Annotated in this window: 15 protein-coding genes; 6 read left to right on the top strand and 9 right to left on the bottom strand. The window is 71.2% G+C overall.

Going from position 1 to position 18,682, the window contains the following annotated elements:
- The first annotated feature begins 147 nt into the window (after positions 1-147).
- Positions 148-612 (top strand): hypothetical protein, encoded by a 465-nt coding sequence (locus tag ACFXG1_RS17155; protein ID WP_384718914.1) that lies wholly within the window; start codon positions 148-150, stop codon positions 610-612.
- A 101-nt stretch (positions 613-713) separates the two neighbouring features.
- On the opposite strand, the gene ACFXG1_RS17150 is transcribed toward ACFXG1_RS17155, so the two are convergent.
- From ACFXG1_RS17150 to ACFXG1_RS17140, 3 genes are all read right to left on the bottom strand, one after another.
- Positions 714-1,454 (bottom strand): SDR family NAD(P)-dependent oxidoreductase, encoded by a 741-nt coding sequence (locus tag ACFXG1_RS17150; protein ID WP_384718912.1) that lies wholly within the window; start codon positions 1,452-1,454, stop codon positions 714-716.
- A 75-nt stretch (positions 1,455-1,529) separates the two neighbouring features.
- Positions 1,530-1,832, bottom strand: a complete 303-nt coding sequence (locus ACFXG1_RS17145; protein WP_384718910.1) for a hypothetical protein — start codon at positions 1,830-1,832, stop codon at positions 1,530-1,532.
- The gene (locus ACFXG1_RS17140; protein WP_384718909.1) at positions 1,829-2,764 is read right to left on the bottom strand and encodes an SPFH domain-containing protein; all 936 of its coding nucleotides are present in this window, start codon (positions 2,762-2,764) and stop codon (positions 1,829-1,831) included. The genes ACFXG1_RS17145 and ACFXG1_RS17140 overlap by 4 nt, the downstream gene beginning before the upstream one ends.
- Before the next feature lie 313 nt (positions 2,765-3,077).
- Here ACFXG1_RS17140 and ACFXG1_RS17135 point away from each other — a divergent pair, with 313 nt between their 5' ends.
- A complete protein-coding gene (locus ACFXG1_RS17135) occupies positions 3,078-5,345 on the top strand; it encodes a transglycosylase domain-containing protein (protein WP_384743287.1) in 2,268 nt (755 codons plus the stop codon).
- 15 nt (positions 5,346-5,360) lie between these two features.
- On the opposite strand, the gene ACFXG1_RS17130 is transcribed toward ACFXG1_RS17135, so the two are convergent.
- From ACFXG1_RS17130 to ACFXG1_RS17115, 4 genes are all read right to left on the bottom strand, one after another.
- Positions 5,361-6,836 carry a catalase gene (locus ACFXG1_RS17130; RefSeq protein WP_384710313.1) on the bottom strand — a complete coding sequence of 492 codons (1,476 nt, stop codon included), beginning with the start codon at positions 6,834-6,836 and terminating at the stop codon, positions 5,361-5,363.
- A gap of 136 nt (positions 6,837-6,972) precedes the next feature.
- Entirely contained in the window at positions 6,973-8,946 is a 1,974-nt protein-coding gene (locus ACFXG1_RS17125) for a SpoIIE family protein phosphatase (protein WP_384710310.1), read from the bottom strand.
- A gap of 506 nt (positions 8,947-9,452) precedes the next feature.
- Positions 9,453-10,166: a DUF402 domain-containing protein gene (locus tag ACFXG1_RS17120; RefSeq protein WP_384710307.1), complete on the bottom strand. Its 714-nt coding sequence runs from the start codon at positions 10,164-10,166 to the stop codon at positions 9,453-9,455.
- A 160-nt stretch (positions 10,167-10,326) separates the two neighbouring features.
- Positions 10,327-11,769, bottom strand: a complete 1,443-nt coding sequence (locus ACFXG1_RS17115) for a class II fumarate hydratase (RefSeq protein ID WP_384721163.1) — start codon at positions 11,767-11,769, stop codon at positions 10,327-10,329.
- Between the two features lie 129 nt (positions 11,770-11,898).
- On the opposite strand from ACFXG1_RS17115, the gene ACFXG1_RS17110 reads away from it, so the two are divergent.
- The gene (locus ACFXG1_RS17110; RefSeq protein ID WP_384743281.1) at positions 11,899-13,452 is read left to right on the top strand and encodes a ricin-type beta-trefoil lectin domain protein; all 1,554 of its coding nucleotides are present in this window, start codon (positions 11,899-11,901) and stop codon (positions 13,450-13,452) included.
- A 130-nt stretch (positions 13,453-13,582) separates the two neighbouring features.
- Here ACFXG1_RS17110 and ACFXG1_RS17105 read toward each other — a convergent pair whose 3' ends face one another.
- Positions 13,583-15,250 (bottom strand): fumarate hydratase, encoded by a 1,668-nt coding sequence (locus ACFXG1_RS17105; protein WP_384718938.1) that lies wholly within the window; start codon positions 15,248-15,250, stop codon positions 13,583-13,585.
- A gap of 224 nt (positions 15,251-15,474) precedes the next feature.
- Between ACFXG1_RS17105 and ACFXG1_RS17100 the strand changes: the two genes are divergently transcribed.
- On the top strand, positions 15,475-16,191 hold the full coding sequence (locus ACFXG1_RS17100; RefSeq protein WP_384718936.1) for a DUF1707 domain-containing protein: 717 nt from the start codon (positions 15,475-15,477) through the stop codon (positions 16,189-16,191).
- 166 nt (positions 16,192-16,357) lie between these two features.
- Positions 16,358-16,705 (top strand): WhiB family transcriptional regulator, encoded by a 348-nt coding sequence (locus tag ACFXG1_RS17095; RefSeq protein WP_384718934.1) that lies wholly within the window; start codon positions 16,358-16,360, stop codon positions 16,703-16,705.
- Positions 16,706-16,888: 183 nt separating this feature from the next.
- Here the strand turns inward: ACFXG1_RS17095 and glpX are convergent, their stop codons facing one another.
- Positions 16,889-17,920: a class II fructose-bisphosphatase gene (gene glpX, locus ACFXG1_RS17090; protein ID WP_384718932.1), complete on the bottom strand. Its 1,032-nt coding sequence runs from the start codon at positions 17,918-17,920 to the stop codon at positions 16,889-16,891.
- Positions 17,921-18,052: 132 nt separating this feature from the next.
- Between glpX and ACFXG1_RS17085 the strand changes: the two genes are divergently transcribed.
- Complete coding sequence (locus ACFXG1_RS17085; RefSeq protein WP_384718940.1) at positions 18,053-18,634, top strand: DUF4245 domain-containing protein; 582 nt, start codon at positions 18,053-18,055, stop codon at positions 18,632-18,634.
- The last annotated feature ends 48 nt before the right edge of the window (positions 18,635-18,682 follow it).

The raw sequence follows: 18,682 nt of genomic DNA, 5'->3' as shown, positions 1-18,682 counted from the left end.
CTCCCCCCGGGTGTCGGCCGGGTTCGCCCCCCCCGCGGGCTCGGGGCCCCCCCCCCCCCCCCCCCCCGCCGATTCCTTTCCCCCGGGCCGCCCGTCACACGGGCACGACGGCGGCACCGCGCCGCCCGGTGAATGGAACGGCTCCCCATGACCGAGCGCACCACCCCCGAGACCCCCGAAACCCCCGAGACTCCCGGCCCGGACGCCGCCCTGCGGGCGCTCGGCAGGCTCGTCGGCACCTGGCGCGTCACCGGCGGCGCCGAGGGCACGGTCACCTACCGTTGGCTGGAGGGCGGCTTCTTCCTCCTCCAGGACATCGAACTGAAGCAGTACGGGCAGCCGGTCGTGGGCGTCGAGGTCATCGGCCGGCTCAAGGAGTTCGGCGCCGAGCGGCCGGGCGACGACATCCGCTCGCGGTACTACGACAGCCAGGGCAATACCTTCGACTACGTCTACGAGATCGAGGGCGACACGCTCACCATCTGGGGCGGCGAGAAGGGCTCCCCGGCCTTCTACAAGGCCACCTTCACCCCCGACGGCGACACCCTGTCCGGCGCGTGGGTATACCCCGGTGGCGGCGGCTACGACTCCACCATGACCCGGGTGTCCTGAGGCTTTCGGGGGCGCCGGGGGCCCCACCTGTGCCTTTGGCAATGGTGGGAACCCCGGCGCCACCTGGATGACCTGATCACCGCCCCCGGGAGGCGGACGGGCTACGCCGTGAAGCCGCCGTCCACGGCGAACTGCGCCCCCGTCACGTACCCCGCGTCCGGCCCCGCGAGATACGCCACCATCGCGGCCACCTCGTCCGGTCGCGCGTACCGCCCCACCGCCGTGTAGCCGCGGATCGACTCCGCCATCGGGCCGTCGGCGGGGTTCATCTCGGTGTCCGTCGCCCCCGGGTGGACCACGTTCACCGTGATGCCCCGCCCGCCCACCTCGCGCGCCAGCGCCTTGGTCATCCCGATGAGCGCCGCCTTGCTCGCCGAGTAGAGCGAGAAGCCGGGGAAGGGGACGTACCCCGTCACATTGCTGCCGATGCCGATGATCCGGCCGCCGTCGGCCATCCGCGGCAGCGCGGCCCTCGCCGCCAGCAGCGGCGCCCGGACGTTCACCCGCAGCGTGCGGTCGATCTGCTCGTCGGTCAGCTCCTCCAGCGGCCCGACGGCGAACTCCGCGGCGTTGTTCACCAGGATGTCGAGCCCGCCGAACGCCGCCGCGGCGCGCTCCACCGCCGTCCCGACCGCGTCCGGGTCGGCGCTGTCGGCCCGGACGGCGAGGCCCTGGCGGCCGGTCTTCTCGATCCGGGCCACGACATCAGCGGCCCGTTCCGCGTCCCGCGCGTAGGTGATCGCGACATCGGCGCCCTGCTCGGCGAGGCGTACCGCGACGGCGGCGCCGATACCCCGGCCACCACCCGTGACCAGCGCTGCTTTTCCTTCGATTCGGTTCATGTCAATGATCCTGGCGAAGCGCGGGCGCCGGATCCGGCGGGAAACGGACGTCGCGTACGACGCCCGCGCGGCCACTCAGCCGTCCCCGTCCCCGGCCTCGTCCCTTTCCCCGCCTTCGGTCCCGGGGCCGGATCCCTCGCCGTCCCCCGGAGCCTCCACTGCCTTCGGTGGGCGCCCCCGTCTGCGGATCGGGGACGCCGCGCCCGGCAGCCGGCCCTCCTCCGCCAGCGCCCGGCGCAGCAGGAACTCGATCTGCGCGTTGGTGCTGCGCAACTCGTCCGACGCCCAGCGGGCGAGGGCCTCGTACACCGCCGGGTCGAGCCGGAGCAGGACCTGTTTACGCGGCGGTGGCGGTGGCGGCGGGGGCGCGGGGGTCACTGGTAGAGCGTGCCCGTGTTGATGACGGGCTGCGCCGAGCGGTCACCGCACAGGACGACCATCAGGTTGGAGACCATCGCGGCCTTCCGCTCCGGGTCGAGATCGACGATGTCCTGCTCGGTGAGGCGGTGCAGCGCCGCCTCCACCATCCCGACCGCCCCGTCCACGATCTGCCGCCGCGCGGCCACCACCGCGCCGGCCTGCTGGCGCTGGAGCATCGCGGACGCGATCTCGGGCGCGTAGGCGAGATGTGTGAACCGGGACTCGATGATCCGGACCCCGGCCGCCTCGACCCGGGCGTGCAGTTCGAGCCCCAGCTTCTCGGTGATCTCCTCGGCGTTGCCCCGCAGGGACAGACCGTTCTCGTCATGGGCGTCGTACGGGTACTCGATGGCGATATGGCGGACCGCCGCCTCGGTCTGGGTGGAGACGAACTCCAGGAAGTCGTCCACCTCGAACATCGCCTGCGCGGTGTCCTCGACCTTCCAGACCACCACCGCGGCCAGCTCGATCGGGTTGCCGTAGGCGTCGTTGACCTTGAGGACCGCGGTCTCGTGGTTGCGGACCCGGGTGGAGATCCGCTCGCGGGAGGTCAGCGGATTGACCCAGCGCAGGCCGTCGGTGCGGATCGTGCCCCGGTAACGGCCGAAGAGCTGGACGACTCTGGCCTCGCCGGGCGCCACCATGTTCAGCCCGGCCATGGCGACGATCGAGAGGGCCGCCACCACGATCCCGACGACGATCAGCACCGCCTGTGCCGCCCCGGAATCCACCAGCGCCGCCACGACCACGGCCAGGGCGCCCGCGGCGACCCCGGCCACGCCGAGCAGCAGGGCGAGCCCGCCGCCGATGCTGCGGGCCGGGAACTCCCGTACGCCCGGTGCGGGCATCCCCGGCGCCTGGTGCCCTGCTGTCGCGATGTCGTGGGACATCGAACCCCCCTGTGTTTCCCCGGAGTCCGCCCCGCTTCCGGCCGGCCCCCGCTGCTAGCAATGTGATTACACATTAATCCATGCGGCAACCATCCGCAGCCACCGGGAGTCGATTCCTGTGGACGGGGTGCTGATTCTCACGTCCGGAATGATCGGATCAGTCAGATTTTTTCCGGTAGGACGGTGTTAGTTTTCTGAGCTGCCTCGAAGAAGGACGAGTGGGACGGAACCGACAGGGCCGTCCGGCCGTCCGCCCGTCGGGGACGACGGAGAACTTCGGTGTGAACGAGCAGAAGAGCGGAGCGGACGAGCGATGGGCCGAGCGGACGAACGGCGGACCCGCCGGCGCACGGCGCGCCGCGGCGGGAAGAGCGGGCGCACGGGCATACGACGCCTCTTCACCTGGAAGAAGATGCTGGGCACCTTCTTCGGTCTCGTCCTCCTCGGCGCGGGCGCCTTCGCGGTGATCTACATGATGGTCCCGGTCCCGGCGGCGAACGCCCAGGCCGAGATGGAGTCGAACGTCTACAAGTACAGCGACGGCACCATCCTCGCCAGGACCGGCGAGATCAACCGCGAGATCATCGGCCTCGACCAGCTCTCGGAGGACGTCCGCCTCACCTTCGTCGCCGCCGAGAACAAGGGCTTCTACAAGGACAGCGGCATCGACTTCAAGGGCACCGCCCGCGGTGTGCTGAACACGATCTCCGGCAAGGGCAAGCAGGGTGGCTCGACGATCACCCAGCAGTACGTCAAGAACTACTACCTCAGCCAGGAGCAGACGGTCAGCCGCAAGCTCAAGGAGCTGGTGATCGCCCTCAAGGTCGACCGGGAGAAGTCCAAGGACGAGATCCTCGCCGGCTATATCAACACCAGCTACTACGGGCGCGGCGCCTACGGCATCCAGGCCGCGGCGCAGGCGTACTACCGGGTCGACGCGGCCGATCTGAACGTCTCCCAGGCCGCCTATCTCGCCGCCCTGCTCCAGGCCCCGAACCAGTACGACTGGGCGCTCGCGTCCGAGACCGGCAAGAAGCTGGTGACCGAACGCTGGGGCTACGTCCTCGACAACATGGTCGAGATGGGCAAGCTCGACCGGTCCGTACGGGACGCCCAGAAGTTCCAGGTGCCCAAGGCCCCCAGGGCCGCGCCCGGGATGGAGGGCCAGACCGGCTATCTCGTCGAGGCGGCCAACGCCGAACTCGCCCGGCAGGGCGTCGACGAGGAGGACATCAAGGCCGGCGGCTGGACGATCACCCTCAACATCGACCGGGAGAAGCAGAAGGAGCTGGAGGCGGCGGTCGCGAAGGAGCTGGAGTCCAAGCTCGACCGCGAGAAGAACAAGCGGGCCGCCACCGTGCAGGCCGGGGCCACCTCCGTCGAGGCGAGGACCGGCAAGGTCGTCGCCCTGTACGGCGGGGTCGGGGCCACCGAGCACTGGCTCTCCAACGCCACCCGCCGCGACTACCAGCCCGCGTCGACCTTCAAGCCCGTCGTCCTCGCCTCCGCCCTGGAGAACGAGGCCGTGACCCAGGGCGGCGAACCGATCGGGCTCAACGCGATCTACGACGGCACCAGCAAGCGCCGGGTTGTCGGCGGCGACACCCCGTTCAACCCGCAGAACGAGGACAACCGGAACTGGGGCGAACGGATCACCGTTCAGAAGGCCACCAATCACTCGGTGAACTCGGTCTACGCCCAGATGATCGTGGACGTCGGCCCGGACAAGACCAAGGACACCGCCCTCGACCTGGGGTTGCGCGACGGCGACGGCTGGCCGATCGCGCCCGCCATGTCCCTCGGCACAATGCTCGCCTCCACCTGGGACATGGCCGGGGTCTACGCCACCTTCGACAACCACGGCAAGAAGGTCACCCCGTCCATCGTGGCCTCCGCCGAGCACCGGGCCCGCAAGGCGCAGCTGAAGGACCCGATCGGCGAGCAGGTGATCTCCCGCGGTACCGCCGACACCGTCACCGCCTCCATGGAGGGCGTCGTCGAGGACGGCTCCGGACGGCGCGCCGGGGGCTCGTACGACGCGGCGGGCAAGACCGGTACCTCCGAGAACAACCGCTCGGCCTGGTTCGTCGGCTACACCCCGACCCTGGTGACCGCCGTCGGACTCTTCGGCGAGAAGCCCGACGGCACCGGCCAGGAGACCCTCACCGACGCCATCAACCCGGGCCGTGCCAACGGCGGCGGCGTCCCGGCCAAGATCTGGAAGGCGTACACCTCCGAGGCGCTCGGCGCCGCCGAGTCCCGTGAGCGGTTCGATCTGAAGGTCGACGACCCGGCCCGCGGCGAGCCCGCGCCGTCGCCGTCCGCGTCGCCCGAGCCCTCGCCGACGCCCAGCGCCGAGGAGTCGGCCCGGGAGCCGGAGCCGACCCCGTCCCGTACGTCGCAGTCGCCGGTCGACCCCGCCCCGTCGCCGTCGCAGAGCACCCGGCCGGTGACCCCGTCGCCGTCGCCCAGCGACCCCCAGGGACCGGGTGAACCGGGCGGCCCCGGCGACCCCGGGGGAGAACAGCCTCCCAACCCCGGTGACCCCGGCACCCGCCCGGTCAGACCGCCGAACTCCTGACCCCGTCCTCGACGGTCAGGCGTTGCCGACCGCCTCCGCGACCCGGTCGCCGATCTTCTGGTCGACGTTCCGCCAGTACTGGAACGCCCGCTCCAGCACCGGCCGGGAGACGCCCTGCAGCAGATGCCCGGAGATGTTCGACACCAGCCGGTCCCGGGCCGCGTCGTCGAGGACCTCCCGGACCAGCGTGCCCGCCTGGCCCCAGTCGTCGTCCTCCCGGTGCAGCGCGTACGCCTCCCGGACCATCTCGCCCGCGCTCGCCCAGCCCGCGATCTCGCCGAACCGCGCGGTGTCCGCGGCGGGGCCGCCGTACGAGTTCGGCGCGTACGGCCGGGCCGTGTTGGCCGGCTCGTACCGCATCGGGCCGTCCTTGGCGTACGAGTTGACCACCGAATGCGGCCGGTTCGGCGGGAGCTGGGCGTAATTCGGGCCGATCCGGTACCGATGGGTGTCCGGATAGGAGAACAGCCGGCCCAGCAGCATCTTGTCCGGCGACGGACCGATGCCGGGGACCAGGTTCGACGGCTCGAACGCGGCCTGCTCGATATGGACGAAGAAGTCGTCCGGATTGCGGTTCAGCACCATCCGGCCGACCTCGATCAGCGGATAGTCGCCGTGCGGCCACACCTTCGTCAGGTCGAAGGGGTTGAAGCGGTAGTCCGGCGCGTCGTCGAACGGCATGATCTGCATGTACAGCGTCCAGCTCGGGGCGTTCCCGGACTCGATCGCCTCGTGCAGATCCCGGCGGTGCCGGTCCGCGTCCGACCCGGCCAGCTCGTCCGCCTCGGCCTGGGTGAAGAAGTCCACCCCCTGGTCGGTCTTGAAGTGGTACTTCACCCAGAACCGCTCGCCGCCGGCGTTGACCCACATATAGGTGTGGGAGCTGTAGCCGTTCATGAAGCGGTACGACTTCGGGACGCCGCGGTCGCCCATCAGCCAGGTCACCTGGTGCGCCGTCTCGGGGGAGAGGGTCCAGAAGTCCCACTGCATGTCGTTGTCGCGCAGCCCGGTCGCCGGATGGCGCTTCTGCGAGCGGATGAAGTCCTGGAACTTCTGCGAGTCGCGGACGAAGAAGACCGGCGTGTTGTTGCCGACCATGTCGTAGTTGCCGTGCTCGGTGTAGAACTTCAGGGCGAACCCGCGCGGGTCGCGCCAGGTGTCGGGCGAGCCCTGCTCACCGGCGACGGTCGAGAACCGGGCCAGCATCTCGGTGCGCTTCCCGGGCTGGAAGACGTCCGCCTTGGTGAACTGGCTGACGTCGTTCGTCACCTCGAAGAAGCCGTACGCGCCGGATCCCTTGGCGTGCACCACCCGCTCGGGGACCCGTTCCCGGTTGAACTGGGCCATCTTCTCGATCAGATAGTGATCCTGGAGCAGGACCGGGCCGTCGGAGCCGATGGTGAGCGAATGCTCGTCGCTCTCCACCGGAATACCGGCGTTGTTGGTGGTGTAGGGGGTGTCGGTCACGAACGTACTCCCGTCGGGAGACATGGCTGGGTCGCTACGGCCGCCGTGTACCCCAGTACACGACGCCGACACCATGTCGGCAACCGGTCGCCGTCTCCGTGCCCCCGCCCGGGCGTACCCGGGCGGGGTCGTGACTCTCCGTACCCGCCGCCGCCCCCCGTCAGAGACGGGTGGGCAGCTCGAACCAGACCACCTTGCCGCCGGAGAGCCGGGTGGCACCCCACCTCCTGGCCAGGCGGTTCACCAGGAACAGCCCGCGTCCGCCCTCGTCGGTGTCCCGGGCCTTGCGCTGCCGGGGGAGCTGCGGCGAGTCGTCGCCGACCTCGCACCGCAGGACATCCGTCCGCAGCAACCGCAGCGTGACCGGGCGCTCCGCGTACCGGACCGCGTTGGTCACCACCTCACTCACCAGCAGTTCCACCGAGTCCGACAGCTCTTCGAGGCCCCAACGGGTCAGGGCACGCCGGGCGAGGCGCCGGGCCCGGCCCGGGGCGGCGTCCTCCGGTTCCAGGAACCAGTAGGCGACGTCGCTGGGCGCGATCCCGTCGAAGCGGGCCGCGAGCAGGGCGATGTCGTCGTCCCGGTCACCGGGTCCCAGCATGTCGAGGACGTCGTCGCAGAGCGCCTCCAGCGGCGGTGCGTGGTCCGATCCGGTGAGCTGGGCGGTGGCGTGCAGCCGCTCCCGCAGCTGCTCGATCCCGGTCCAGACGTCCCGCAGCCGGGACTCCACCAGGCCGTCGGTGTACAGCAGCAGGGTGGCCCCGGCCGGGGCGTCCAGCTCCACCGCCTCGAAGTCCACCCCGCCGACGCCGATCGGCGCGCCGGAGGGGACCCTGAGCACCTCGGCCCGGCCGCCCAGATGGAGCAGGATGGGCGGCGGGTGGCCCGCGTTGGCGATGGTGATCCGGTGCGAGACCGGGTCGTACACCGCGTACATGCAGGTCGCCATCCGGTCCGTACCGAGCCGCTGGGCCTGCTCGTCGAGGTGGTGCAGGACCTCCTGCGGCGGCAGATCCAGACCGGCCAGGGTCTGGGCCGTCGTCCGCAGCTGGCCCATGATCGCGGCCGAGGTCATGGAGTGACCCATGACGTCCCCGACGACGAGCGCGACACGGCTGCCGGGCAGCGGGATCGCGTCGTACCAGTCGCCGCCGACCCGCGCCGTCTCGGCCGCGGGCAGATAGCGCGAGGCCAGCTTGACGCCGGTCGGCTGGGGCAGGGAGTCCGGCAGCATGGTCCGCTGGAGCTCGTCCGCGATATACGCCTCCCGGCCGTACAGCACCGCCTTGTCGATGCCCAGCGCCGTATGCGTGGCGAGCTGGGCGGCGACCAGGAGGTCGTTCGGCTCGAAGGCGGGCCGGTCGGGACGGCGCAGGAAGACCGCGGCGCCGATCACCCGGCGCCGCCCGCGCAGCGGGGCCAGGATCGCCCGGTGGCCGTTGGGCACGGTACGGTCCGCGCCCAGCAGCTCGGGCAGCGCGGCGCGGGCCGCCGCCGAGTCGCCGAAGACGGGCCGTACCCCGCGGAGTACCTCCGAGAGCGCGCCGCCGGAGCGGACCTCGCAGTGCTCGGCCGCCGGGGTGAGTTCGTTGTGCTGATCGATGACGGGCAGCAGGCCCGTACCACCGAAGTCGGCACCGTCTTCAGCTAAACGCAGCCGGTCCGTGCGGCGCAGCCGGAGGATGAAGGGGGAGACCGGGCGCTCGTCGCCGACGGGCAGCGGGTCGCGCAGATAGACGAGGATCGCGTCGGAGAACGTGGGCACCGTCGCCCGGCAGAGCCCCAGCACGATCTCGTCGATGTCTATACCGCGGGCGATCCGGCGGGTCGCCGCGCCCACGAAACGCAGCCGGTCGCCTTCGCGCCGGGCGGCACCCGCGGGATCGGGCGAACCTGGCGGCATGCCGGGACCGCCGGGGCCGGCGGGCGCCCCGGGTCCGCCCGGAGCGGTCGCCGGGCCGGCGGGAGGATGCGGCACACCCCCGGCGACCGGGCCGTTCGGCGCCGGGACGGGCGAGGACAGCGCGGCGGAGACCGCCGTACCGCCGGCCGCTTCCGTCCGCGGCCGGGTGCGTTCCTGCGGCCGGGCAGCCAAGGGCTGCCGGCCTTCATGGGAGGTGGGCTGCTCCGTCACGCGTGGGATTCCGTCCATCTGGGCCGGGTGTGCGATGCATACGCCTCGGGGGGCCGTATACGCGCTCTGCGGGCGACGCCGGGGGGATGACAGAGATCCCGCACGGCTCCACCCCCTCGTAGTGACTCGTCTCGTGCTGTGTGTGCTGCGTGTGACGACATGCTCATGCTGATCCGACGTACGGTGCCCGTCGCGTCGACTGGTTGCCGGCACGCCGATGACCCACGGTCAGGTCCTGCGCTGCGCTCCATGGTTGCCGAACAGTCCCAGAACGGCGAGCCTTGTGGACGACGATCCTACGTTTGCCCCCTGGGGGCGCATCAAGAGTCTCACGACGTCCTCCGCACCGGAGTACGTTCTCGGACCGGACTCGGACGGATTGCGGACGCGATCTCGGTCACATCCGGGCAGGGAGCCGCACATCTGCGGAGCGGGCGGGCCATTCGTCCCTCTTTCGAACTTCGCCCCACTCCGTGCGCCACCGTGGCCGTGCCGCGGCGGGCCGCTCAGGACGCCGCGCGCGCGGGCGTGCGCCCCCAGGACGCGGGCAGCCCCGGCACCTCCCACGAGGGGTCGGGCCGCCAGTTCTCCCAGCCGTCCGAGAAGGGCGCCTCCCAGGCCCGCAGGGCCGTCTCGGCGGCACTGCCCGCCCGGCGGATCCGTTCGGCCTTCTCCGGCCCCACCAGGCCCGCGCGCTGGGCCTCGGCGAACTCGTCCTCGTCGTGCCAGAGCCAACTGCGGTCCGGGAAAACCGAGATGTCCAGAAAGTGATCCTCGGAATCGATTCCGTCACTCCACCGGGTGCGGGGCTCCTCCAGGTTGACGTACCAGCTGCGGAACGCCCAGCCCTCGTCCCAGAAGAGCCAGACCGACCAGGGCTCGCCGGGCCGGGCCAGCTTGAGCACCCCGGCGCCCTGCCAGCGGTCGCGTACGGCGGTACGAGGGGCCGTGTAACGGGTGGCCAGCGGCTGCTCGTGCAGCCGGGAGCCGTCCGCCAGCGCCGGGCGTACGCACTCCGTGCCCGGTGCCAGCCAGACCGCGAGCAGATCCGGGGTGTCCCGGACGACGGTCACCGGCCGGCAGATCGCGAAGCCGGCGTCCCCGGCGTCCCCGGCGGGCCTGCCGGGCCCGCCGTGATCCCGGTACCGCCAGAGGATGTGCTCCCCCGCCCGCCACCGCCGCACCGCTCCGGCCCTCGTCTGCTGCTCCGTGCCTGTCATGACCAGATCTTAGGATCACTCCCGGCCCGGCAGGGGGTGATCTCGGGGCGCGAGGGATCGCGCGGCGGGCCGCGAACGGCCCGCACAACGCGACGCAACCCGCATCCGCTCCCGGGCCCGGACCGGCTTCCGGACCCGCACCCGTATCCGGCCACCGGGATCAGGGACGCGTCATCCGCAGGACGTCGAGCGCCTCGTCCAGCTGCTCCAGCGTGACATCCCCCCGCTCCACGTACCCCGACTCCAGCACCACGTCCCGAATGGTCTTCCGTTCCGCCAGGGACCGCTTCGCGACCTTCGCCGCCTCCTCGTACCCGATGTACTTGTTGAGCGGTGTCACGACCGACGGCGACGACTCCGCGTACTCCCGGGCCCGCTCGGCGTTGGCCGTGATGCCGTCGACGGTGCGGTCGGCGAGCAGCCGGGACGCCGCCGCCAGCAGCCGTACCGACTCCAGCAGGTTCTTCGCCATCACCGGCAGCATCACGTTCAGCTCGAAGTTCCCCGCCGCTCCGGCCACCGCCACCGTGGTGTCGTTCCCCGTCACCTGCGCGGCGACCATCAGCACCGCCTCCGGGACCACCGGGTTCACCTTGCCCGGCATGATGGAGGAGCCGGGCTGGAGGTCGGGCAGATTGATCTCGGCGAGCCCGGTCCTGGGGCCGCTCGCCATCCAGCGCAGATCGTTCGCGATCTTCGTCAGGGAGACCGCGACCGTCCGCAGCTGCCCCGAGGTCTCCACCAGGCCGTCCCGCGCGCCCTGCGCCTCGAAGTGGTCGCGCGCCTCGGTCAGCGGCAGCCCGGTCGCCGCCGCGACCTCCGCGATCACGGCCGCCGAGAAGCCGGGCGGGGTGTTGATGCCCGTACCCACCGCCGTACCGCCCAGCGGCAGCTCGGCCAGCCGGGGCAGCGCCGTACGCAGCCGCTCCACGCCGTACCGCACCTGGGCCGCGTACCCGCCGAACTCCTGGCCGAGTGTGACCGGGGTGGCGTCCATCAGATGGGTCCGCCCGGACTTCACCACCAACGCGAACTCCTCGGCCTTGCGCTCCAGCGCGCCCGCGAGACGCTCCAGCGCCGGTACGAGATCCCCGGTGACCGCGGCCGTCGCGGCGATGTGGATGGAGGAGGGGAAGACGTCGTTGGACGACTGGGAGGCGTTGACGTGGTCATTGGGGTGGACCGGACGGCCCAGCCGCTCCTCGGCGAGGGTCGCCAGCACCTCGTTCATGTTCATATTGGACGAGGTGCCGGAGCCGGTCTGGAAGACGTCCACCGGGAACTGGTCGTCCCAGCGCCCGCCCGCGACCTCGTCCGCCGCCGCGGCGATCGCCGCCGCGATCTCCCCGTCCAGCACCCCCAGCCGGGCGTTGACCGTCGCCGCGGCCGCCTTGATCCGGGCCAGGGCCGCGATATGGGAGTGCTCCAGACGCTGCCCGGAGACCGGGAAGTTCGCCACGGCCCGCTGGGTCTGGGCCCGCCACTTGGCGTCGGCCGGGACACGGACCTCGCCCATCGAGTCGTGCTCGACGCGATAGCGCCCGCCACCGGCGCCATCGGGGGAGTCGGACTCGTGGGATACGCCGGTTTCCGGTGCGGACATGGGCTGTGTACCTCCTGAAGGACTCCTGCAAGGCTCCTGCAAAGGTGAGCACTTGTCTTGTTCTGCCTATTCCCCTGAGCGCTACCTGCCAGTAGAACCCGGGGTAACCCAAGAGCCGGGGAGGCGCACATGACGTATGGAAAACGCACCACCGCGCGGAGACTGCGTGCCGGGATCGCCGCGGTCGCCGCGGTCGCGGCCGGACTCGTCGGACTGAGCGCGCCGAGCGCCGGAGCCGACCAGGGACGTACCGGCGAGCGGGCGCCCGCCGCCGTCGCCTCCGTACCGCTGACGCCCGAGCTGGAGGCGATCCGCGCGGCGGAGGCCGTCAAGCTGTACGGCAGCGCTCAGGAACGGCCGCTCGGCGACCGCAAGACCGGACTGATCTCCCTCGGCGACAGCGAGATCTCCGGCGAGGGCGTCGGAACGCCCTACGAGGCCGGGACCGACGGCCCGTCCAACTGGTGCCACCGCTCGCGCGACGCCGCGATCCACCGCACCGGCATCCCCGCCGACGTCACCTACAACGTCGCCTGCTCCGGTGCCTTTACCGGCAATATCCGGATCGGCGGCCAGCGGCAGTACGCCGACGAGCTGGTCCAGAGCGACAATCTGGCCATCAAGGCCCGCAATACCCGGATCAAGATGGTCCTCCTGGTCGCCGGGGCCAACGACGACCTCCAATTCGGCCCCGTGATGACCGACTGCGTGGTGCGGTACGTCACCCTCCAGGGACCGTGCGCCCCCAAGTACGGCCCCGGCTGGCAGGCCCGGGTCGACGGTCTGGTGCCCAAGGTCGAGGCGACCGTCCGCGATCTGCGGACCGTGATGCGCGACGCGGGGTACGCGGAGGGCGACTACAAGCTCGTCGTCATGGGCTACCCGGGCCCCATCGGCCCCGACTTCCGGGACAACCCGAAGTTCCCCGGCAAGCTGATCTGCGGCGGCATGGGGTACGACGCCGATACGGTCTGGGCCCGCAACACCGCCGTCCCGGCCTTCGAGAAGGGCATGCGCGAGGCCGCCCGCTCCACCGGCGCGATCTATCTCGACAACTCGCGCCTCTTCCACGGGCACGAGGTCTGCATGGAGGACACCTGGGCCCGCGGACTCCATCTCGAACTGGGCAACCCGGTCCCGCCGGACGAGAACACCGCCCGGCAGTCCTTCCACCCCAACGCCCGGGGCCACGCCGCCTTCGCCACCTGTCTGACCCAGATGTACGGCTCGAACCTGCGGGAGGGCAGCTGCGCCGAGTCCAACTCCGACGGCCGGCCGGTCCTGCGCGACCTGGCCTGGGACGACGCCTACAAGCCGCTGCGGAACCAGGCCACGGGTGAGTGCGTCGACGTCGAGGCGTCCACGACCCGCAACGGGACGAAGGTCTTCGGCTGGGAGTGCCACGGCGAACGGAACCAGGGCTGGTGGCAGGACCCGGCGGCGGGCTCGGTCCATACCGAGCTCACCCAGGACCGCTGTCTCGACGTCCCCGGGGCGGACTACCGTACGGGCGCCGAGCTGATCGTCTGGAACTGCTCCGGCGCCGCCAACCAGCGCTTCACCCCGGCGGACGGCACCCTGCGCCCGGCGGCGGCCCCGTCGCTCTGCGCGACCCAAGAGGCGTCCCGCGCGCCCCTGCGCCTGAGGCCCTGCACCGGCGCCGCGAACCAGCGGTTCGCCTGATCCGGCTCCCCGCGCCGGCGACCGCACCCGGGGACGGGCGGGCGCCGGCGCGGGGCTGTGCGCCGGTGGGGTCCGCCGCCCGGTCCTGGGCCGCCGGCCCGGTCCCGGGCCGTTCGCCCGCCCGGGTCCTTCAGCCCAGGCCGGGGCCGCGTACCGGGATGGAGGTGAACGTCGGCGCGGGCGCGGGCTCGGTGAAGAAGTCGTTCCCCTTGTCGTCGACGACGACGAACGCCGGGAAGTCCTCCACCTCGATCCGCCAGACCGCCTCCATGCCCAGCTCCTCGTACTCCACGACCTCCACCTTCTTGATGCAGTCCTGGGCGAGCCGGGCCGCGGGCCCGCCGATGGACCCCAGATAGAAGCCGCCGTGCGCGCCGCAGGCGTCGGTGACCTGCTTGCTGCGGTTGCCCTTGGCGAGCATGATCTTGGAGCCGCCCGCCGCCTGGAACTGCTCGACGTACGAGTCCATCCGGCCCGCCGTCGTGGGCCCGAAGGAGCCGGAGGCGTACCCCTCGGGGGTCTTCGCCGGGCCCGCGTAGTAGACGGGGTGGTCCTTCAGATACGAGGGCATCTCCTCGCCTGCGTCGAGCCGCTCCTTGATCTTGGCGTGGGCGATGTCGCGCGCCACGACCAGCGGCCCGGTGAGCGAGAGCCGGGTCTTGACCGGGTACTTGGTCAGCTCGGCCAGCACCTCGTCCATGGGCCGGTTCAGATCGATCCGGACCACGTCGCCGCCGTTGTCGAGCTGCTCGTGCGTGGTGTCGGGCAGGAAGCGCGCCGGATCGGTCTCCAGCTGCTCCAGGAACACGCCCTCGGCGGTGATCTTCGCGACCGCCTGCCGGTCGGCGGAGCAGGAGACGGCGATGGCGACCGGCAGGGACGCGCCGTGCCGGGGCAGCCGGACCACCCGTACGTCGTGGCAGAAGTACTTGCCGCCGAACTGCGCGCCGATCCCGATCCGCTGCGTCAGCTCGAATACCTTCTGCTCCAGCTCCTGGTCCCGGAAGCCGTGACCGGTCGGGGAGCCCTCGGTGGGCAGCTCGTCGAGATAGTGCGCGGAGGCGTACTTGGCGGTCTTGAGCGCGTACTCGGCGGAGGTGCCGCCGACGACGATCGCCAGATGGTACGGCGGACACGCGGCCGTGCCCAGGGAGCGGATCTTCTCCTCCAGGAACCGCATCATCGCGGCCTCGTTGAGGACCGCCTTGGTCTCCTGGTAGAGGAACGACTTGTTGGCGGAGCCGCCGCCCTTGGCCATGAAGAGGAACTTGTAGGCGCCGCCGTCGGTGGCGTACAGCTCGATCTGCGCGGGCAGGTTGGAACCGGTGTTCTTCTCCTCCCACATGGTCAGTGGAGCCATCTGGGAGTAGCGGAGATTGAGCTTGGTGTACGCGTCGTACACACCGCGCGACAGGGCCTCCTCGTCCCGGCCCTCGGTGAGGACGTGCTGGCCCCGCTTGCCCATCACGATCGCCGTACCGGTGTCCTGGCACATCGGCAGCACGCCCGCGGCGGCGATATTGGCGTTCTTCAGCAGGTCGAGCGCGACGAACTTGTCATTGGACGACGCCTCCGGGTCGTCCACGATCCGCCGCAGCTGGGCCAGGTGCGCGGGGCGCAGATAGTGGGAGATGTCGTGCATGGCCTCGGCCGCGAGCCGGCGCAGGGCCTCCGGCTCGACCTTGAGGAAGGTACGCCCGTCCGCCTCGAAGGTGGAGACGCCCTCGGAGGTCACCAGACGGTAGGGGGTGGTGTCCTCCCCCAGGGGGAGCAGATCGGAGTACACGAATTCCGGCATGACGGCCATTCCTCACACTGCGGACAATATGCACGACATCGATAGGTGACGGCGCCCCCCAGGGTAGAACGCGCCCGAAAGGCCGAACCGGTGAGGTAAGGCTCAGTAGGCACCGCCGGCCGGCCGGCGGGTGAACCAGTAGGGGATGTCCCCTGCGGGAACCCGGGGCCTCCCGGGGGTGTTGCCCCTGGTCGCGATCTATCGCGTATCGCTACCCTGGGACCGTGGACCTCGAAAAGCACCACCTCCAGCAGCCCACCGCGCCCGCTGCGCCCGGTCCCGTGCCCGCCCCCGCCACCCCCTCCTCCTCCGGAGTCGGGTCCTCCGGCGCGATCCGGGCCTCGGACGCCGACCGCGACCGGATCGCCGACATCCTCCGGGACGCGCTGGCCGAGGGCCGGCTGGACGCGGAGGAGCACTCCGAGCGCATCGAGGCCGTCTACCGGGCCAAGACCCTGGGCGAGTTGCAGCCCATCGTCCAGGACCTTCCGGCGGCGGCGCCCGCGCCGGCGGGCGCGTCCGCCCCGTACGCCTACGGGCCCGACGACGACGCCGCCCCGGCGGACAACCTGGTCGCCGTGTTCTCCAGCACCGTCCGCAAGGGCCGCTGGAGCATCGGGAAGCGGACCAACGCCTTCTCGGTCTTCGGCAGTGTCGAGATCGACCTCACCGAGGCGCTGTTCCAGCAGCGCGTCACGGTGATCAACGCGACCTCCGTCTTCGGCAATGTCGAGGTACGGGTGCCGGAGAACATCACCCTGCGGGGCAACGGCAGCGGGATCTTCGGGAACTTCGAGATCCGCGGACTGGAGTCGCCCGACCCCGAGGCGCCCGTGGTGATCGTGAGCGGATACTCGTTTTTCGGCAATGTCGAAGCGCGTCCCAAGCGGGGCCGCCGGGTCGCCGATCTCCATAACCGCCTGCGGAAATACCTCGGCTGACGGCCACGCGGGCGGGTGTGGGCCGGGGTCGGTTTCCGGCCGTGAGCCCCTTGTGCGCGGAGGTATGCGCCGGAACCGGGTGCCACTCAGTGCATAGGCGTGCGTACAGCGGGTAGGGACTGCTGCATCGTCTCTCGCTCGCGAAGCCGTCGTCAGGAGTAGACCCGTGCTGCAACTGCCGTACCAGTCCTTGCAGGTGGCCGCCGTTCCGTCCCAGCGGGTACCCGCCAGGGAAGACCAGGACGGGCCCTGGCACGCGGAAGCCGTGTGCCGGAGGGACGAGGCCGGCCTGTTCTTCGCCCCCTCCAAGGAGCCGACGGCCGCACGGCTCTCGCGCGAGGAGGCCGCGAAGCGGGTCTGCGCCCGGTGCCCCGTCATGGTCGAGTGCCGGGACCACGCCCTGCTCCAGCCGGAGCCGTACGGCGTCTGGGGCGGACTGACCGCGGCCGAGCGCCGGGTGCTGCTGGCCCGCCGCAGGCGCCGCGCCGCCGAGGCGAAGACCACCGCGGCCTGAGCCGCCGATACGACGGTCCGGGCCCCGCCGTTCGGCGGGATCCTGGGTCGTGGCGGCGGCTCGGGCGGCACTTCGCGGCCGTCGCTTCGCGGCTGTCGGTGCGCGGGCGGTACTTCGCGGGCGGTACGGCGTACCGCGCGGGCGACGGGGTCGGATTACCGGGGTCGGGCTACCGGGCGCGGGCTACTGCGCGCGGTCGAAGTCGATCTGGCTGTAGGCGCGGAGCTTGGACAGCCGGTGGGTCGAGTCGATCTGCCGGATGGTGCCCGACTTGGAGCGCATCACCAGCGACTGGGTGGTCGCGGTCTCGGCCCGGTAGCGCACCCCGCGCAGCAGTTCGCCGTCCGTGATCCCGGTCGCGACGAAGAAGACGTTGTCCCCGCTGACCAGGTCGTCCGTGGAGAGCACCCGGTCGAGGTCGTGCCCCGCGTCCAGCGCGCGCTGCCGCTCGGCCTCGTCCTTGGGCCAGAGCTTGCCCTGGATCGTGCCGCCGAGGCACTTGATCGCACAGGCGGTGATGATGCCCTCGGGGGTGCCGCCGATGCCCATCAGGAGATCCACGCCGGTACCGTCCCGTACCGCCATGATCGCCCCGGCCACGTCGCCGTCGGAGATGAACTTGATCCGGGCTCCGGTCTCCCGGATCTCCTTGACGATGCCCTCGTGCCGCGGCCGGTCCAGGACGACGACGGTGACGTCCTCGGGCATACAGCCCTTGGCCCGCGCCACCCGGCGGATATTGACCGGGACGGGCGCGTCGATGTCGACGTAGTCGGCGGCCTCGGGTCCGGTGACGAGCTTGTCCATGTAGAAGACGGCCGAGGGGTCGAACATCGCGCCCCGGTCGGCCGCCGCGAGTACGGCGATCGCGTTCGGCTGGCCCTTGGCGGTAAGCGTCGTCCCGTCGATCGGGTCGACGGCGATATCGCACTCCGCACCGGTGCCGTCGCCGATCCGCTCGCCGTTGAAGAGCATGGGCGCCTCGTCCTTCTCGCCCTCGCCGATCACGACGATGCCGTTCATCGAGACGGTGTGGACGAGGGTGCGCATGGCCTTGACCGCGGCCCCGTCCGCACCGTTCTTGTCGCCGCGGCCGACCCAGCGGCCGGCCGCCATGGCGGCGGCCTCGGTGACCCGGACGAGTTCGAGGGCGAGGTTGCGGTCGGGGGCCTCGGGGGAGACCTCCAGATGGGGCGGCAGATTGTGCTCGGTCATCGGAGCGCACCTTTCTGTACGGCGACGGCCGGAATGAGGGTGCTTCGACTCTATCGTCAGGTCGACACAATGAGCAGTGGGGCCCACGTTTGAGCGCGCGACCCGGATGCGACCATGGTGGGCGTGGCAGGTATGCGAGGCAAACAGACGGTGCGGGACATGGTGCTGTCGATGACGGTCATCGGGGCCGTCGTCGCGGTGATCTATCTCTTCCTCCCGAACGACGACGAGGACCGGATCAAGCCGGTCGACTACCGAATGGAGCTGGTGACGGCCCAGCGGGCGGCGCCCTATCCGCTGATGGCGCCCCAGGGGCTGTCCCAGGGCTGGAAGCCGACCTCGGTCCGGTACGACAGGAACGCGGGCTCGGCCTGGCATCTCGGCTTCCTCGACCCGGACCGGGAGTACATCGCGATCGAGCAGTCGACGCAGCCGTACGCCAAGTACGTGTCGAAGGTGACGCTCAAGGCGGTGAACACCGGCGGCACCCAGCTGGTCAACGGGGTGGCGTGGGAGCGCTGGGAGGGCGAGAAGTACGACGCCCTGGTCCTCCGCGACAAGGCCGATGGGGTGACCACGGTCGTCACCGGTACGGCTCCGCTGGCCCGGCTGACCGAGATGGCGGAGTCGCTCAAGGGCGGCATGACCGTGCCGTCCGCCCAGCCGTCCTGGCCCGGCTCGACCGCGACGCCCGCGCCTTCGGCCAAGCCCTGATCGACGGGCCCGCCGGAAACGCGACGGGGCCGCCGCACCCTCGGGTGC

The organism is Streptomyces sp. NPDC059248 (genome assembly GCF_042753905.1).
Lineage (GTDB): Bacteria > Actinomycetota > Actinomycetes > Streptomycetales > Streptomycetaceae > Streptomyces.
This window is presented reverse-complemented; position numbering and strand designations above follow the sequence as displayed.

Excerpts from the sequence above, each read along its gene's own strand:
- ACFXG1_RS17155 (WP_384718914.1), top strand. The coding sequence starts at position 148 with ATGACCGAGCGCACCACCCCCGAGACCCCCGAAACCCCCGAGACTCCC.
- ACFXG1_RS17150 (WP_384718912.1), bottom strand. The coding sequence starts at position 1,454 with ATGAACCGAATCGAAGGAAAAGCAGCGCTGGTCACGGGTGGTGGCCGG.
- ACFXG1_RS17140 (WP_384718909.1), bottom strand. The coding sequence starts at position 2,764 with ATGTCCCACGACATCGCGACAGCAGGGCACCAGGCGCCGGGGATGCCC.
- ACFXG1_RS17135 (WP_384743287.1), top strand. The coding sequence starts at position 3,078 with ATGGGCCGAGCGGACGAACGGCGGACCCGCCGGCGCACGGCGCGCCGC.
- ACFXG1_RS17130 (WP_384710313.1), bottom strand. The coding sequence starts at position 6,836 with ATGTCTCCCGACGGGAGTACGTTCGTGACCGACACCCCCTACACCACC.
- ACFXG1_RS17120 (WP_384710307.1), bottom strand. The coding sequence starts at position 10,166 with ATGACAGGCACGGAGCAGCAGACGAGGGCCGGAGCGGTGCGGCGGTGG.
- ACFXG1_RS17115 (WP_384721163.1), bottom strand. The coding sequence starts at position 11,769 with ATGTCCGCACCGGAAACCGGCGTATCCCACGAGTCCGACTCCCCCGAT.
- ACFXG1_RS17110 (WP_384743281.1), top strand. The coding sequence starts at position 11,899 with ATGACGTATGGAAAACGCACCACCGCGCGGAGACTGCGTGCCGGGATC.
- ACFXG1_RS17105 (WP_384718938.1), bottom strand. The coding sequence starts at position 15,250 with ATGCCGGAATTCGTGTACTCCGATCTGCTCCCCCTGGGGGAGGACACC.
- glpX (WP_384718932.1), bottom strand. The coding sequence starts at position 17,920 with ATGACCGAGCACAATCTGCCGCCCCATCTGGAGGTCTCCCCCGAGGCC.
- ACFXG1_RS17085 (WP_384718940.1), top strand. The coding sequence starts at position 18,053 with ATGCGAGGCAAACAGACGGTGCGGGACATGGTGCTGTCGATGACGGTC.